Here is a 16,153-nt window from a genome sequence, read left to right as displayed (position 1 = left end):
CCGTCGACAGCCCCGCGAGGACGCCTCGTCGACACCCGCGGCGAGTATCCGTTCGCCTCGTCCGACGATGCGGGCGATTTATACCTGTATGTGTGACACGTCGAGGCATGAGAAGCTACACTATCACAGACGTGTGGGACATCCCGATCCGGATCAACACTTCGCTCCTGGTGTTCCTCCCGATCCTCGCGTGGTTGATCGGGAGTGGCGGACAGATCGAAGTGTACGCCGGATTCATCGAGGGACTCACCGGCGTCGGGTTCGACCTCGTCGGCCTCCGTGCGGGCGCGACGCCGTGGGTCATCGGAGTCACGGCCGCGGTGGGTCTGTTCGTGAGCGTGACGCTCCACGAACTCGGTCACTCGTGGGTCGCGCTCCGCTACGGGATCGAGATCGACTCGATCACGCTGTGGATCCTCGGCGGGATCGCCTCGCTCAAGAGCCTCCCCAAGGAGTGGAACCGCGAGTTCTGGATCGCCATCGCGGGGCCGATCACGAGCCTCCTCGTCGCCGCGGTCTGCTACGTGGGCGTCCTCGTCGTCCCGGGGTCGCTCGCCGTCCCGCGGTTCGTCGTCGGCTGGCTCGCGATCACGAACGTGGTGCTGGCCGTGTTCAACCTCCTTCCCGCGTTTCCCATGGACGGCGGGCGTATCCTCCGCGCGCTACTCGCCCGCTCGCGCCCGTACGGGACGGCGACGCGCATCGCCGGCCGGATCGGTGTCGTCTTCGCGTTCCTGTTCGCCGTCGTCGGCGTGCTCACGTTCCAGCTGCTGATGATCCTGCTCGCGCTGTTCGTCTACGGGGCCGCGACGACCGAATCACGCACGGTCCTCCTCGACGAACTCCTCGACGGCCTCACGGTCGGCGACGTGATGGCTCAGGGCGTCCACACGGTCGCCGCCGACACCACCGTCGACGACCTCGGGACGCGGATGCTGCGCGACCGGCAGACGAGCTACGCGGTCACCGACGGAGCCGGGGAGATCGTCGGGATCGTCACGCTGGACGATCTGCGCGGCTCGCGGCGGGGCGACCGCACGACGACGGTCGTCGAGAGCGTCATGCGCGAGGTGCCACGCGTCGAGGCGACCGCCGACGCGTTCGACGTGCTCGCCCAGCTGAGCCAGGCTCGCGCCGACGCCGCGCTCGTCCTGCGGGAGGGGAACGTCGTGGGCCTGCTCTCGCAGGCGGACTACGCGCACGCCATGACGATCCAGCGTGGCTTCCGGAGCGGTCTCGGCGGATAGCACGTTCGCGTCCTCGGCCCGCCGCGGGACCGACCCCGGCCCCCTCCCGTCGGCCCGCCGACGCCGAGACTGAGGTGTCTTTATGCGGACTCGTGGCCATCACCCGGACGAGATGGTACCACAACACGTAGCCTGGAATCGACACAGCAGCGAAGACACGGACGGGGACCGCCGATGACCGACTGCCCCGAGTGTGGCGCGGCGGTGACGCTCCCCGGGAGCGTCGAGGTCGGCGAGATCGTCGACTGCGACGGCTGTGGGAGCGAACTGGAGGTGGTCGACGACGATCCCGTGACGCTGGAGGCGGCGCCCGAGCTCGAAGAGGACTGGGGGGAGTGACGTGCACTGCGGGCTCCTCTACACGCGCATCAGGGAGGACGAGAAACTCCTCCTCGGTGCACTCCGCGACCGCGGCCACGACGTGACGAAGATCGACGTCCGGGAGCTGTGCTTCCACCTGGACGACGCGCCCGCGGTGTTCGACGATCTCGACCTCGCGGTCAACCGCTGTCTGGAGTCATCGCGGAGTCGGTACGTGACGCGGCTGCTCGACGCGTACGGCGTCGACGTGGTGAACGACCCGACGACGGCGGCGGTCTGCGCCGACAAGGTGTGGGGCAGTCTCGCCCTGCTCTCCGCCGGCGTGCCGACCCCGCGGACCACCGTCGCGTTCACCCCGGAGTCGGCGCTCGCGGCCATCGAGGCGTTCGGCTACCCGTGCGTACTGAAGCCGATCACCGGCTCGTGGGGGCGGCTTATTTCACGGATCGACACGCGGACCGCCGCCGAAACGGTGCTCGAACACAAGGACGTCCTCGGCGGCTACGAGCACAAGGTGTTCTACGTCCAGGAGTACGTCGACAAACCCGGTCGCGACATCCGGGTGTTGACCTGCGACGCCGAGCCGGTCGCCGCGATGACGCGCGCTTCCGACCACTGGCTGACGAACGCCGCCCGCGGGGCCACGACCGAGCCGTTCGCCCTCGACGACGAGGCGGCCGACGTGGCCCGACGGGCCAGCGAGGCGGTCGGCGGCGGCCTCCTCGGCGTCGACCTGATGGAGACGGGCTCCGGATACGTCTGCCACGAGGTCAACAGCCAGGTCGAGTTCAAGTCGCTGAACGCCGCGAACCCCGACGTCGACGTCCCCGAACGCATCGTCGGGTGGCTCGAACGACGGGTCGACGGGCGAGCGGCATGAGACTCGCGAGTCCACTTGTGCGGGTCGATGCCGCCGATGCCGACGTCGCCGCCGTTGTCGACGCCGCGGACGCCGTTGGTGTTGCCGGCATCGCCGCCGTTGTCGACGCCGCGGACGCCGTTGGTGTTGCCGGCGTCGCTGCCGTCGCCAGTGCCGCCGAGACCGTCGGAGGACGCACCTGATGCCCGGCTTCGTCTTCTCGGAGAAGCCGATCCGGCTCGTCCGTGGCGACGGCCCATATCTGTACGACGACGCCGAGAACGAGTACGTGGACGCTGGTGCCTCCTACGCCTGCGTCCCGCTGGGCCACCGCCACCCGGGCGTCCGGGCGGCGATCGACGACCAGCTCGACCGGTTGACCTACGTCCAAGGGTCGTACCCGGTCGCCGCTCGAACCGCACTGTACGACCTTCTCGCGGACGTCGCACCCGGTGACCTCGACTACGTCTGGCTCTGCAACTCCGGCACCGAAGCGAACGAGGCGGCGATCAAGTTCGCCCGTCACGCCACCGGTCGGAGCGAGGTCGTCGCCGCCATCCGAGGGTTCCACGGGCGCACGATGGGCGCGCTCGCGGCGACGTGGAGCCAGGAGTACAAACAGGGGTTCGAGCCGCTCGTCGGCGGCGTCTCGTTCGTCCCCTACGACGACACGGCGGCGCTGACCGACGCCGTCACCGACGAGACCGCCGCAGTGATCCTCGAACCGATCCAGGGAGAGGGTGGCGTCAACCCCGCGTCTCCCGAGTACCTCCAGGCCGCCCGCGACCTCGCGACCGACGTCGGTGCGGCACTGATCCTCGACGAGGTGCAGTGTGGCCTCGGTCGCACGGGACGGATGTGGGCCTGCGAGGAGAGCGGCGTCGTCCCCGACGTGCTCACCTCGGCGAAGGGGCTCGCGAACGGCCTCCCGATCGGGGCGACCGTCGTCCGGGAGTGGATCGCCGAGAACCCCGGATCACACGGCGGGACCTTCAGCGGCGGGCCGGTGGTGTGTGCGGCCGCCGCCGAGACCCTCCGGACGATCCGCGACGAGGAGCTCCCTGCCCACGCCGCGTCGGTCGGTCAGCACCTCCGCGACCGCCTGGAGACGGATCTGGGCGACGTGATACGCGAGGTTCGCGGACGGGGACTGCTGGTCGGCGTCGAGGTGAAGACGGGGGCGACGGCGGCGGCACGTGACCTCGCGCTCGACCAGCGCGTGCTCGTCATTCCCACCGGTCGTACCGTCCTCCGGTACCTCCCGCCGCTGATACTCTCGACGGACGACGCCGACCGACTCGCGGACGCCACCGTCGCCGTGGCCGACCGACTCACGCTATGACCGGCGATCCCACGACCACGACCGCGATCAGGACGCCCCGAGCGCTGCTGGAGGCACTCGTCGCCACACCCTCGGTCTCCGGCGAGGAAGACGCCGCCGCGGCGCTGCTCGTCGACTACTTCGCTGCCCACGACCGCGAGGCGTTCGTCGACGAGGTCGGCAACGTCCACGCCCCCGGTGACGACGCGGTGCTCCTGACCTCACACGTCGACACCGTCCCCGGCGACGTGCCGGTCCGCGTCGAGGACGGCGTGTTGTGGGGCCGCGGGGCCGTCGACGCGAAGGGACCGCTCTGTGCGATGGCCGTCGCGGCCGTCCGGACGGGCGTCTCGTTCGTCGGCGTCGTCGGCGAGGAGTACGACTCCCGTGGCGCGCGACACCTGCTCGAGACGCGCACCCAGCCGCGGGCGCTGATCAACGGCGAGCCGAGCGGGTGGGACGCCGTGACACTCGGCTACCGGGGGCTGCTCGCCGGGACGTACGTCGGCACGTCCCCGTCGGGCCACGCCTCGCGACCGGAGCCGAACGCTATCGAGGAGGCGATCGACTGGTGGGGCCGGATCGAGGTGGCGTTCTCGACCGACCGATGGGCGACCGTCACGGAGCGCGTCACGGCCAAGCCGCTCCGGTTCTCGGGCGGGCTCACCGACGACGGCATCGCCGTCGAAGCCACCGTCGACGTGCAGTTCCGCGTCCCGCTCGACGCCGACGCCGGGGCGGTCCGCGACACGGTCGAGTCACAGCTCGGCGACGGTGGAGCCGGCGAGGCGAGCATCACGTGGAAGGACGCGGTCCCGCCCGTGCTCGTCGACCGGCGGGGGCCGCTCCCGGCGGCGTTCCGACGGCACATCAGGGCGCAGGGTGGCGATCCGCGCCTCCTCGTCAAGACCGGGACGAGCGACATGAACCTCTACGCCGACGCGTGGGACTGCCCGATGGTCACGTACGGGCCCGGGAACTCGGATCTCGACCACACGCCCGACGAGCGGATCGCCCTCGCGGAGTACGATCGGAGCATCGCGATCCTCGAAGCCGTCTGCGAGACGCTCGTCGTGTAAAGCGTCGAGGCCGACCCTCCGTCCCCCTGTGTCCGCTCGACCGCCCAGTGCCGTTCGGCGACGTCTCTCGCCGCCCCTTCCTCTCCCCTCTCCCCCGGCCCCCATTCCCCGTCGACGCTTCTCGACGCTCCTCCCACGGCTCTCGTTCCTCCCTCGTCTCCCCTTCCTCCGATGACGTCCCCTCCTCGACTGTCCGGCCGCCGTTCACCCGTCCTCGGTGTCGGTGCCCGCACCAGCGCCGGCCGCCTCGCCGATCACGAGCGAGGTCACCGCCGAGGCGTACAGCTTCATCTCCCGACCCTTCTCGGAGTACCGCGTCCCGACGACGGTCACCAGCTCGGCGTCTTCGAGCCGCGAGAGGTGGTAGCTGACGTTCTGGATCGACGTGCCGGTCCGCTCGGCGATCTCCGTCGGGGTCGCCGGTTCGCTCCCCAGTTCGACCACGATCGACTGTGCCGTCTCCGACGAGAGCGACTCCAACACCGTCCCGGCCTCCTCGAGTGAGAGATACCTGTGATCGCGTTCCGGTTCGGCGTACTGGCCCGGGCTCAAACGCTCGATCGTCGCCATCGACCGTTAGTACTGTCGTAGATAATAATAGTCTCATGCCGCAATCGTTCGGTACGTCAGGAGTCGGCCGCCGACAGCTCGTCGAACACGGTCGCGAGGAGCTTCCGGTGGGCCGCCTGGAGGTGCTGGTGGAGCGTCGACGGGGCGATGTCGAGCGACGCAGCGAGTTCCCGGCCGGTCGTCCGCCGGGGGGTGTCGAAGTAGCCGGCGAGGTACGCCGCTCGCAGCGCCCGGGCTTGCTTGTCGGTCCACCGTTCCGTGAGCCGCTGGCGGAGCGTCGTTCCCGACCGATCGGAGACGTCCACGACCCGCTTCGCGATCAGTTCTGCCGACGGGAACGCCTCGGTGACGACGGACAGGGCCTCGCGCGGTGACGTGGTCGCCGGGAACCGTGCCGTGACCCGTCCGACTCCCCCACTCGCCCGCGCCGTCCGAACGGTGGCACCGTACGCGGCGATCGTCCGCAGGCCCGCCCCGTCCGCGTCGAGCGTACACTCGAGGAACCACTGGTCGCCCTCGGTGGCGAGCACGCGCACGTCCGCGACGGCCCGTGTCGCGGCGAGAGTCGACGGGACGTCACCCGAGACCCCGTCGACGCGCACGTACTGGATCCCCGCGTCGCCGTCCGCCTGGACCAGTCCCTCGACGGTGACGGTGCCGCCGAGCCGGTCGGCGACCGACGTGAACCACGCGTCCGTCCCCCCGAGGGCGACCTCCAGCTCGACCGCCGTGTTCCCCAGGAGCAACTGGCGGTTGTTCGTCGCGTTGATGACGAAGCCCACCACCCGTCCGAGCGTCTCGAAGGCGGTCTGTTCGCGGTCGCTGAAGCCGTCGGGATCCGGTGCGTGCACGACGAGCGCGCCGAAGACGGTCTCCGCGTACGCCAGCGGCACCACCAGGCAGGCCCGTGCACCGCGTGAGCGGGCGGCGCTCCGGAGTCGCTCCGGCACCCGCTCGTCACCGTCGATTCGGGGGATCACCTGCAGGGTCCCCTCTTCGAGCGTGGTCAGCGCGGGACTCGGTCCCGGAATCGTCGTTCCGGACGTGGGGAAGGCGTCGTCAGTCTCGCCGGGCGCCCTGGTCCGCAACACGACCTGCTCGGGGTGTGGGCCGCGCTCGACGATCCACGCGTCGACGTAGAACGCGGAGTCGGCCAGCCGCTCACAGACGGTGTCCTCGATCTCCGCCCGCGTCGCCGCACCGACGAGCGCTCCGATGGTCTCCTCGACGAGCGTGTTGAGCTGGTTCAGCGTCTCCAGCTCGTCGCGCCGGCGTTCGAGTTCCTGGCGACGCTCGCGGCGCTCTTCGAGCCGGTCAGCCCGTTCCAGCGCGGTCTCGACGGTCGCCGCGAGGATGCGTCCCAGCGAGACGTCGACCGCGTCGAACGCGCCGACCTCGGGCGACGTCGCGTTCAACACGCCGTGCGTACCCAGCGGCAGGACGAGTTCGCTCCGGACGCGCGTCTCGGGGTCGTACAGTTCCTCTTCGGCGGTGACGTCGTCGTACACGCGGTAACTCCCCTCGCGGAACGTCCGCCCGACGAGGCTCTCCTCGACGGGGAACGCCGGCGGCTCACCGTACTCCTCGACGCCGTGTTTGGTCCACGCGACCGGCTCGAGCGTCTCGCTACCCGGCTCGTACACCCAGAGCCCACACAGCGACAGTCCGAGGATCCGTCGGGCCGTCTCGACGGCGACGTCGCAGACGGCCTCGTGCCGCTCGGCCCGCATGAGTCGACGGCTGGCGTCGTGCAGCTCGCGGAGGGCTCGTTCGTGGTCCGCTCTCCCGGTCTGTTCCTCGCTTTGGCCGCTCCGTCCGTCCCTCCCGTCGGTAGTGGACGCCGTCGCTCCCCGTCGAGTGGTCCGCCACCAGACCCGCCCGCGAGCGCCGACTTTCTTCGTGGACAGGTCGCCCCGCTCCGACAGCCGCGTGAGCTTCTTGTGAGCGGTCCGCCGCGCGCAGCCGAGGCGGTCGGCGACTTCGGGGGCGGTGAGCGGCGTCCCGAGCCGCTCCTGCCGCTCGAACACGGCCAGTACGTCCGTAAGGTCGATCGGAGACGTCTCGGTTCCCATCGCTCGGCCGAGTCCTCGGTCGGCCGGCAGATAAATCATGCCGTCAACGGTATGCCCGCGACACGGTGGCCGGACCGGAGTCGCCGTCCGAGGGAGTGACCGCAGCCGCAGCGACTCACGCCGTTCGCTCCGGGTCCGCCTCCCCACTGCCGGTTCGTTCGTCCCACTCGTGTTCGAGCAGGCCGAAGTAGTGTGTGTCGTGGTACTCGCCGTCGAAGAAGGCGTCCTCGCGTCCGACGCCCTCCTGGACGAACCCGACGGCTTCGAGCATCTTCCGCGACGGGGTGTTGGTGGCGTAGGCGTTCGCCGTCACCTTGTGGACCCGAAGCTCCGAGAAGGCGTAGTCGATCATCAGCTCGATCGCCTCGCGGGCGTACCCACCACCGTGTCGGTCGGGGTGGATCCAGATGCCGAGGTCGGCGACGCCCGCCTCGCGGTCGATCGGATCGAGTTCGACGACGCCCGCCCGGTCGCCGTCGGCCGTGACGAGCAACTGGACCGCGTCGGTTCGCTCGTTCAGCTCCGAGAGGTACCGGCGCTCGCGCGCGAGCGACGTCGGGAACGACTGCCCGACGGGTGTGCGCACCTGTGGGTGGTTGACTCCCTCTGTGACGAACGCGAGGTCGTCCTCCTCGAGGGGGTGCAGTGAGACGCGCTCCCCCTCGACGAACGTCACGTGTGGCATGCCACCGTAGACGGCCGGGAGCCGCTTCAAGACACCGGCGGAGTGGTGAGCACACGGTCACGGACCGACCGTGACCACACAGCCGACACTGCCGGGGCGTTCGTCGCCTCCGCTCGGAGGACGGGGTTCGGACCGCCGAACCGAGTGAACGCACGGACGAGACCCCGTGACGACTCCCGCCACTCGGCCGTGGTAGTCGGTCGGGTCGCTCTCGGCCCTGCGGCTTTCCTGCCGTTCTCGATACTACTCGGCTCGAGACGCGCCTCGTCCCGTTCCGGGAGTACGTGGCCGCGTCTGCACTACTGGTGCTGCGGTCTCCCTTCGGCCATCGGACGGCGAACGACCACGACCGCTCCTCGCCAGCGAAGTGCCGGACGACAACACTGTTCGAAGGAGAGACAGAAGTGTTAACACGATGTACGCTGTTGCACCGAACGGTCGTCTTTCCTCCGGCTTCGAGGGCAACGTTTAAAACCTCTAAAGACAAGTTAACAAATGCCATGATAGATCGACTCGAGAAGGAAGTGGATATGTTGGAGCGACATCTTCAGGTGCTGAAGATGGTCATCGACAACGAACCGATCGGCATCGTCAAGATGTCCAACGAGACCGGCTATCCACACCACAAGGTCCGCTACTCCCTCCGCGTCCTCGAGGAGGAGAACCTCATCGAGCCGTCCAGCCAGGGTGCGATCACGACAGAACGCACCGAGGAGTTCGTCGACGAACTCGACGAGAAACTCAACGACATCGTCCAGAAGCTCCAGTCGATGAAGATCGAGGACGCGGCCGAAATCGAATCCTGAGCTCGCCTCACACTCGCATCGATCTCCGGGTCGTCCAGCCCCAGCCCTCCGCGCGTACCGACAGGATCGGCGTTCCGTCGAGCGTGTCGCCGTTTTCGTCGCCGTGACGGTCGGACCGACTCACCGGCAGTAGTGCGTCCTCGGCATCGACGGCCGACACTGTCGACTACAGTTCCGGAACCGTCAGGTGGAACTCCCCGTCCCGGGCCTCGACCAGACAGAGGTGGTACCCCTGCTTCCGCGAGAGCTTCACGAAGCTCGTCTTCGAGCTCCGACTGAGGAGGCCGCCGCTCGTCGCCTCCCCGACGGCATCGAGCGCCCCCGGCTCGAAGTACGACGTCGTGACGAAGAACGCCCCTCCGAGGGTCTCTTTCGACGCCCCGACCGCCCGGGCCCCCTCGATGAACGAGTCGACCATCCCCTCGGTGGTCGCCATCCGGCCGGCGTCGAGGTTCACGACGAACAGCGGGTCACCCATCGAGTCCCAGAACACCAGATCGAACGTCCGGCTCTCGTGGCTCGTCCCCGTCTCGTCCTCGATCGTGACCGGCACCTCGCCGTTGAACTGCACGCGATCGATCTCGGGGATCCGATCGAACAGCGCCGCCATGTCACCGCGGTGTCCCGAGCGGCCGATCTCGTACAGCAGTTCCTCGACGACCCAGGTCACGAACTGCCACTCGGTGGTCGCGTGGAGGAACGCCTCGTACGGCTCACCGTCGACCGTCGCCGTCTCGTCGTCGAAGGCCGTCAGGTACTCGACACGGAGGTTGTCGACGACGTCGTCCTGTGCGGCCTCGCCCTCGCGCGCGTCCTCGAGGGTCGGCTTCCCCTTGCTCCGGTACCGGACGAACAGGTTCGTCCCGTCGCGGGCGGCCGTGGGAGAGAGGCTGTCCCCGCTGCCGCCACCACCCGCATCGGTCCGATCGATCGACTCACGGAGCTGCTCGACCTCCGATTCGAGTTGCGCCACCCGCTGGCGGTGTTCGTCGCGTTCACGGCTGACGGTCTCGAGGCGTGCCTCGAGCTCTTCGACTCTCGCGGCGAGTTCGTCCCGTTCGGTCTCGGTCGCCGCGAGCGCCTCCTCGACGCGCCGGAGTTCTTCCTCGATCGCGTCGGCCGTCGCCTCGGTGTCGGCGTCGGCGCTCGATTCGGCCGGTGCCGGGCCGGCGTCCGGCTCGCTCGCGGTTCCCTCGACGTTTCGTCCCGCCGGTCCTTCGACGCCGTCCGTGGATCTCTCGTCGTGTGCGACCGGATCCGGTCCCGCCGGCCCGGTCTCATCCTCGGTCCCGACGGCTCCGTCGGCCGAGTCCATCGAGTCTTCCGGATCGAGCGCGGGGATTCGTCGCGTCTGTTGCCACTGTCGCTCCGCGGAGAACTGGTTCTCCCCGTCCGCCGCCGTCGTGCTGGTGTCCTCGGTGCTGGCGTCGTCGCCCACCGCTCCGGCACCGACGCCGTCTCGGACCCCGTCGGCTCCAGCCCGACGACCCGCGCCGTTTCTGGTCTCCGTTCCGATCCCCCCGGTATCGTCGCCCTCGGTGCCACCGACCGCACCGTGTTCGTCGCCGGCACCGACACCGTGTCCGCTCACACCGTCCCCGTCTGCCCTGTCGTCGGCGTCGTCGATCTCGCCGGCCTCGTCTGCCTCGTCTGCCTCGTCTGCCTCGTCGATCTCGCCGGCCTCGTCTGCCTCGTCGATCTCGCCGGCCTCGTCGATCTCGTCTGCCTCGTGGTCCAACGGGCCCGCGTCGTCGTCGGTTTCACCGTCGAAACCGATCTCCGTGGACGGTTCGGGCTCCGGTGACGACCCGTCGTCGACGTCCCGGCGTTCCGTTCGGCCGGCCGACTCGTCGGCGTCCGCCGTGGTCGCGTCCGTCCCGACTGCACTGCTGCGGTCCTCGAACGTCACGCCGGCCAGGCCGGTCGTGCTCTCCGAGGACGCGTCGTCGGTGTCGTCGGTGTCGTTGACACCGCTCGCGTCATCCGTCGTCCCCTCCCCTCGCCAGCCGGCGCCGTCTTCCTTTTTCTCCGACTGGTCGGCCCCGCTGTCGTCGGTCGTCTCGCCCGTCGACGGGCCACCGGGAATGTCGACGACGCTGATGTCGACCGCGTTGACGTCGTAGATGCCGACCTCGTCGGCGGCGAGATCGAACGCCTCGTCGTCGGTCACGAGCCGTCCGCTCGCCCCGACGAAGGCGACGCTCATCGACTCGCCGGCGTGGTAGACGACGTAGTAGTCGCCCGAGAGGACGTTCTCGGAGAGTTCGACGTAGCCGGTGAACCCCCCGGACGACAGCGTGCTGTCGACCTCCGTGAGCGGCGTCTTCTCCGTGTAGTACTGCCCGCGCGTCTCGCCGCCGGTTTCGCGCATGGCGAACAGGAGCGCGAGCGCTGGATCGGGCGCCCGATACGCCGTGAGATCCGCGTCGGAGAAGTCCTCGAGTTCGCCGTCGAAGACGCCGACGACTCGCCCGTTGAGGAAGAAGGCCCAGGCGAGGCCCGCCGTCACCGCACCGGAGAACTCGTCGTCGGCCAGCGACCGGAGGCCGGTGTACCCCGACCCTGCGACGACAGACTCCCACCCTGTCACCGTGTCGGTGATCTCTGGGTCCATTTGCCAGTGTATCGGCGCAAACGGCTGAAATACTTTCCCCCGACGTATCTGCCGTGATAACCACGCGGGTGCCGACTTTCCGCATATCGTGCGCGTTCGACGACCCGTGGTGTCGACGTGATGTGTGCGGGATGCACGCCCCCGCGCCGCTTATGCGGCGACAGCCGGTAGGACCGGACATGAGTGACGCCCAGCACCCTGTCGAGGCGTCGGCCACGCTCCTCCGAGCGGTCCGCACGGGAGAGACCGACACCGCGGCGGCCATCTGGCAGGAGTTCGCCGACTACAGCTCGACCGATCTCGCGACGGCGCTGGCCGACGACGACGCACGGACGGCGTTCTGGCTCAACGTCTACAACGCCGCCGTGCAGGACGAACTCCGCGACGACCCCTCGCGATACGACGCTCGCGTCCGCTTTTTTGTCGCCGATCGGGTCACCGTCGCCGGTCACGATCTGAGCCTCAACGACATCGAACACGGCATCCTCCGCCGGTCGAAGACGGTGTTCGGGCTCGGCTACCTCCCGAGAGTGCTCCAGTCGCGGTTCGAGCGGACCCACCGCGTCGCGGAACTCGACGAACGGATCCACTTCGCGCTCAACTGCGGTGCGACGAGCTGCCCCCCCATCGCCGCCTACTCGCGGGAGGGGCTCGACGAGGAGCTCACCCTCGCCAGCCAGTCATACCTCGGAACTGAAGTCGACTACGACCTCGACGCCGGCATCGTCCGCGTCCCACAGCTCCTCCTCTGGTACCACGGAGATTTCGGCGGGCGGGCGGGCGTCCTCGAACTCCTCCGGCGCGACGGCCGACTCCCGGCGGACGCGTCACCGAAGATCCGCTACCGGTCGTACGACTGGTCGCTCGAACTGGAGAACTTCCTCGACCGGGAGGCGGTCGACGACGGGGGCACGGTCGAGACCGGTGCGGCGGTCGGGACCGTCGAGGAAGTCGACGACGCCGGAGCCGTCACCGAACCGCGGGACGAACCGGACGAACGATCGGCCCCGACCGGCGACTGACGGCCGGGTCGCATCCACCCGGTGCTCGCCGTCACCGATTCACTCCGCGTCGTGCCGGTCGTCTGCGCCGTCGCCTTGGTCGTCTGTGCCGTCTCTATCGTCCCCGTAGACGAATTCGACCACGTGGCGCTCACCGTCGACGTACTTGTACTGGACACCGGCGACCTCACCTTCGGTCCGACGGTGTGAGCCGTCGCAGAACGGCTGCTCGTCGCTGAGGCCACACAGACAGACGGCCACGTCGCCGTACTCCTCGTCGACGTCGTCGACCGTGATCTCGAACGGCTCGTCGGCGACGTGTGTGACGTTCCGTCCCATACGGTGTCGACGGGGCCACACCGCGTTAATCGTTTTCGGTTCCAGTGCGGTGGCGACGCCAGGCCACGCTCACCACGAGGAGCACGAGGTACGTACAGAGCCCCCCGACGAGCACGGTCAGGACCCACGGGCCGGAGAGGACCGTGAGACCGAGGCCGCCGCCGACGGCGACGACGACCGACAGTATCTGGACACGCCGGTCGGCCCAGACGGCTCGCACGCGCTCCGCACGGAGCCACAGTAGGAGCTCCAGCACGACGGCTCCCCCACCCCCCAGGGCGAACGTGGTCGGGGTGCGCGGTGCGTCGAGGACGACCGCGGCGAGCGTCACCGGCGCGAGCACGACGAGCGTCGCAGCGGCGTCCCGGCGTGCGGTTCCGTCGGCGTCCACGCTCGCCAATCGGACGGTGTGTTTTTATGTTGCGGGGGTCGAAGCCGGGGTATGTCGCAGGCCGTCGCCGACGGTGCCCTCACCGAGGCTCGTCGGCGTGTGCTCCTCTATCTCGCCCTCGCTGCCGTCGTGATGCTCGCCTACGCGGCCGTCTACCAGTGGTCGATGGCTGCCTTCGAGGGGACACGGGTCGGCTACATCGAGTCCCTCCACGTCGTCGTCGAGACGTTCACCACGACTGGCTACGGAGAGGACGCCAACCGCTGGTCGACGAACGGGATGTGGCTCCTGATGATGGTCATGCAGTTCACCGGCTTGGCGCTGTTCTTCCTCACGCTCCCGCTGTTTCTGGTGCCGCTCGTCGAGGAGTCGCTCCGGACGGCACCGCCGACGTCGACGTCGCTCACGGACCACGTCGTCATCTGCGAGTTCACGCCGCGCGGTGACACGCTCGTCGGGGAACTGGAGTCGATGGACATGCAGTACGTCATCGTCGAATCAGACCGCGAACGCGCCAGAGAACTCGACGTCGACGGTTACTCCGTGATGCACGGCAACCCCGAATCCGTCGAAGACCTCAAGGACGCCAACACGGATGAGGCGGTCGCGCTCGTGGCCGACGCCGACGACGAGACCAACGCGAGCATCATCCTCTCGGCGAAGCAGGTCGCCGACGTCCGGGTCATCAGCCTGATCGAGGACGCCGATCTCGCCGACTACCACCGCTACGCCGGCGCCGACAGCGTCGTCTCCCCGCGACGGATCCTCGGCGAGAGCCTCGCCGGCAAGGCCGCGACGTCCACCGCCACCGACCTCGGTGACGCCGTCGAGATCGCCGAGGACTTCGAGGTCGTCGAACTCCTCGTCCAGCGAGGTGCCGCAGTCGAGGGGAAGACGATCGCCGACTCGGGGATCGGCGAGGACGCGGGCGTCAACATCATCGGTGCGTGGTTCCGCGGCGAGTTCGTCTCACCACCACCGCCGGACGAGCTCATCGACGAACACACGATCCTCCTCGTCACTGGCCGAGAACAGCAGGTCGAACGGCTGAAAGAGCTCACGCTGTCGGAGGCCCGCCGCTACCGACGCGGGACCGTCGTCGTCGTCGGTAACGGCGAGGTCGGCTCGACCGCGGCGGACGAGTTGATCGCTGCGGAGGTGCCCACGGTCGTCGTCGACCGCGAGGACAAACCTGGGGTCGACGTCGTCGGTGACATCACCGACCGACAGACGATCGAGGAGGCCGGCGTCGCCGACGCACGGAGCGTCATCCTCGCCGTGGACAACGACACCACGGCCGTGTTCGCGACGCTCGTCATCAACCGCGTCGCACCCGAGATCGAGATCATCGCCCGCGCCAACGAGGCCGAGAGTATCCCGAAGCTCTACCGTGCCGGTGCCGAGTACGTCCTGGCGCTCGCGACCGTCTCCGGGCGGATGCTCGCCTCGAACCTTCTCGACGAGGAAGTCATCGCTCCGGAGGCACAGCTGGAGATCGTCAGGACGCACGCCCCCGCCCTGGTCGGGACGAGCCTCGCCGAGGCGGACGTCCGCGCGCGGACCAACTGTACCGTCATCGCGGCCGAGCGAAACGGGGAACTCATCACCGACGTCGGGCCGGATTTCGTCGTCCAGACCGACGACACGCTGGTCGTCGCCGGTCCCGACCACGACGTCAACCGGTTCAACGAACTCGTCGGGTGACGGTCACACCGGACGCGGAGGGGGGCTTGCTGACGACACCTGGCCCGGTCCACGACGCGCCGTGCCGTACTCCCGCGAAACGCGCCGGGCTCCGTGTCAGCGCACGAGTCCGGTGGCCGCGCTATCGGATATGAACGTTCGGTGGTCCCGCCCCACGCGTCGCGCGAGTCGGTTAGCCGCGACACGACAGCGTCGGCACTCCGCGGTCGGAGCCGTCGATTTCCGAAGAAACGGGCCGCTATTGGTCTACCCGCCGATCTCCGCGCCGGCGTAGAGGACGACGACGAGGAACACCCAGACGACGTCGACGAAGTGCCAGTACATCGACGCGGTCGAGACCGAGACGTGTCGCTCGGCGGAGTACTGCCCGAACAGGGCGCGGACGAAGACGATACCGAGGATGACTGCACCGAGCGTGACGTGCAGCCCGTGAAGGCCCGTCAGCCCGAAGAACGCAGATGAGTAGATGCCCGAAGTCAGGGTGAAACCCTCCCCGACGATGAACTCGTAGTATTCGAGCACCTGCCCGCCGATGAAGACGATCCCCAGGAGGAGCGTCACCGCGAGGCCGAGGATGAAGTTCCGGCGGTTCTCGTTGCGGATGGCGACGTGCGCCCAGTGGAGGGTGAACGACGAGGCCACCAGGAGGGCGGTGTTCGCGATGACGAGCGAACTGGTCAGCGGCGGGAGTTCCTGCGGGGGCCAGGTGCCCGCACGGATGAAGAAGTAGTAGGTGAACACCGCGCCGAACGTCGCGAGTTCGGAGCCCAGGAAGGCGATCATCCCCCACCGGAGTTTGGTCTCCGAGTGGTGACTCACACCACGGTCCCAGAAGTGGACGACGAACGCGTGGTAGAGCCAGCCGTAGATGCCGACGAGGAACAGGCCGATGGAGCCGACGAAGACGCCCGGGCCGAGCATCGGGCCGACGATCGGTTCCGATCCCTGTCCCATGATGTACAGTGCCGCACCGACGTAGATCCCCGCGCCGCCGAGCGCGGTGACGAAGGGCCACCAGCTGGCCTCGCCGAAGCCCCGTGGCCAGTCTTCCACCGCCGGGAGGTGGTGGCCGTGGTCCTCGTGAGATTCTTCGGTACTCATAGACGGGGGTTACGATTCGACCGATAAAAATCCACTCAAACGG

At 68.7% G+C, this 16,153-nt stretch carries 16 protein-coding genes; 9 read left to right on the top strand and 7 right to left on the bottom strand.

What is annotated here, in order from left to right; translation table 11 throughout:
• The first annotated feature begins 107 nt into the window (after nucleotides 1-107).
• The 6 genes from FZP69_RS07670 to FZP69_RS07645 all read left to right on the top strand — a co-directional run bounded on the left by FZP69_RS07670 (nucleotide 108) and on the right by FZP69_RS07645 (nucleotide 4,827).
• Nucleotides 108-1,247: a site-2 protease family protein gene (locus FZP69_RS07670; protein ID WP_152040736.1), complete on the top strand. Its 1,140-nt coding sequence runs from the start codon at nucleotides 108-110 to the stop codon at nucleotides 1,245-1,247.
• A gap of 174 nt (nucleotides 1,248-1,421) precedes the next feature.
• The gene (gene lysW / locus FZP69_RS07665) at nucleotides 1,422-1,586 is read left to right on the top strand and encodes a lysine biosynthesis protein LysW (protein ID WP_152040735.1); all 165 of its coding nucleotides are present in this window, start codon (nucleotides 1,422-1,424) and stop codon (nucleotides 1,584-1,586) included.
• A gap of 1 nt (nucleotide 1,587) precedes the next feature.
• Entirely contained in the window at nucleotides 1,588-2,448 is an 861-nt protein-coding gene (gene lysX / locus FZP69_RS07660; protein ID WP_152040734.1) for a lysine biosynthesis protein LysX, read from the top strand.
• The gene (locus FZP69_RS07655; RefSeq protein ID WP_152040733.1) at nucleotides 2,445-2,630 is read left to right on the top strand and encodes a hypothetical protein; all 186 of its coding nucleotides are present in this window, start codon (nucleotides 2,445-2,447) and stop codon (nucleotides 2,628-2,630) included. The genes lysX and FZP69_RS07655 overlap by 4 nt, the downstream gene beginning before the upstream one ends.
• Nucleotides 2,630-3,769, top strand: a complete 1,140-nt coding sequence (locus FZP69_RS07650; protein WP_152040732.1) for an aspartate aminotransferase family protein — start codon at nucleotides 2,630-2,632, stop codon at nucleotides 3,767-3,769. Before FZP69_RS07655 ends, FZP69_RS07650 begins: the two co-directional genes overlap by 1 nt.
• A complete protein-coding gene (locus tag FZP69_RS07645) occupies nucleotides 3,766-4,827 on the top strand; it encodes a [LysW]-lysine hydrolase (RefSeq protein WP_152040731.1) in 1,062 nt (353 codons plus the stop codon). Before FZP69_RS07650 ends, FZP69_RS07645 begins: the two co-directional genes overlap by 4 nt.
• A gap of 204 nt (nucleotides 4,828-5,031) precedes the next feature.
• Here the strand turns inward: FZP69_RS07645 and FZP69_RS07640 are convergent, their stop codons facing one another.
• From FZP69_RS07640 to FZP69_RS07630, 3 genes are all read right to left on the bottom strand, one after another.
• A complete protein-coding gene (locus FZP69_RS07640; protein ID WP_152040730.1) occupies nucleotides 5,032-5,397 on the bottom strand; it encodes an ArsR/SmtB family transcription factor in 366 nt (121 codons plus the stop codon).
• A 56-nt stretch (nucleotides 5,398-5,453) separates the two neighbouring features.
• Entirely contained in the window at nucleotides 5,454-7,469 is a 2,016-nt protein-coding gene (locus tag FZP69_RS07635; RefSeq protein WP_192918500.1) for a bacterio-opsin activator domain-containing protein, read from the bottom strand.
• Between the two features lie 115 nt (nucleotides 7,470-7,584).
• Complete coding sequence (locus tag FZP69_RS07630; protein ID WP_152040728.1) at nucleotides 7,585-8,154, bottom strand: GNAT family N-acetyltransferase; 570 nt, start codon at nucleotides 8,152-8,154, stop codon at nucleotides 7,585-7,587.
• Nucleotides 8,155-8,654: 500 nt separating this feature from the next.
• Between FZP69_RS07630 and FZP69_RS07625 the strand changes: the two genes are divergently transcribed.
• Complete coding sequence (locus FZP69_RS07625) at nucleotides 8,655-8,960, top strand: hypothetical protein (RefSeq protein WP_152040727.1); 306 nt, start codon at nucleotides 8,655-8,657, stop codon at nucleotides 8,958-8,960.
• Nucleotides 8,961-9,126: 166 nt separating this feature from the next.
• On the opposite strand, the gene FZP69_RS07620 is transcribed toward FZP69_RS07625, so the two are convergent.
• Nucleotides 9,127-11,574, bottom strand: coding sequence for a DUF7527 domain-containing protein (locus tag FZP69_RS07620; RefSeq protein ID WP_152040726.1), 2,448 nt, complete (start codon nucleotides 11,572-11,574; stop codon nucleotides 9,127-9,129).
• A 179-nt stretch (nucleotides 11,575-11,753) separates the two neighbouring features.
• Between FZP69_RS07620 and FZP69_RS07615 the strand changes: the two genes are divergently transcribed.
• Entirely contained in the window at nucleotides 11,754-12,596 is an 843-nt protein-coding gene (locus tag FZP69_RS07615) for a DUF547 domain-containing protein (RefSeq protein WP_152040725.1), read from the top strand.
• Between the two features lie 39 nt (nucleotides 12,597-12,635).
• Here FZP69_RS07615 and FZP69_RS07610 read toward each other — a convergent pair whose 3' ends face one another.
• Both FZP69_RS07610 and FZP69_RS07605 read right to left on the bottom strand, forming a co-directional pair.
• Nucleotides 12,636-12,914: a CDGSH iron-sulfur domain-containing protein gene (locus FZP69_RS07610; protein ID WP_152040724.1), complete on the bottom strand. Its 279-nt coding sequence runs from the start codon at nucleotides 12,912-12,914 to the stop codon at nucleotides 12,636-12,638.
• Nucleotides 12,915-12,939: 25 nt separating this feature from the next.
• The gene (locus tag FZP69_RS07605; protein WP_152040723.1) at nucleotides 12,940-13,305 is read right to left on the bottom strand and encodes a hypothetical protein; all 366 of its coding nucleotides are present in this window, start codon (nucleotides 13,303-13,305) and stop codon (nucleotides 12,940-12,942) included.
• 51 nt (nucleotides 13,306-13,356) lie between these two features.
• On the opposite strand from FZP69_RS07605, the gene FZP69_RS07600 reads away from it, so the two are divergent.
• The gene (locus FZP69_RS07600; protein ID WP_152040722.1) at nucleotides 13,357-15,009 is read left to right on the top strand and encodes a potassium channel family protein; all 1,653 of its coding nucleotides are present in this window, start codon (nucleotides 13,357-13,359) and stop codon (nucleotides 15,007-15,009) included.
• A 246-nt stretch (nucleotides 15,010-15,255) separates the two neighbouring features.
• Here the strand turns inward: FZP69_RS07600 and FZP69_RS07595 are convergent, their stop codons facing one another.
• Complete coding sequence (locus tag FZP69_RS07595) at nucleotides 15,256-16,110, bottom strand: cytochrome c oxidase subunit 3 (protein ID WP_152040721.1); 855 nt, start codon at nucleotides 16,108-16,110, stop codon at nucleotides 15,256-15,258.
• Between the last annotated feature and the right edge of the window lie 43 nt (nucleotides 16,111-16,153).

The sequence above is a fragment of the Salinigranum salinum genome (genome assembly GCF_009176545.1).
Taxonomy (GTDB): Archaea; Halobacteriota; Halobacteria; order Halobacteriales; family Haloferacaceae; genus Salinigranum; species Salinigranum salinum.
The sequence above is the reverse complement of the archived record's forward strand: the minus strand, read 5'-3'. Positions and strand labels throughout refer to the sequence as shown.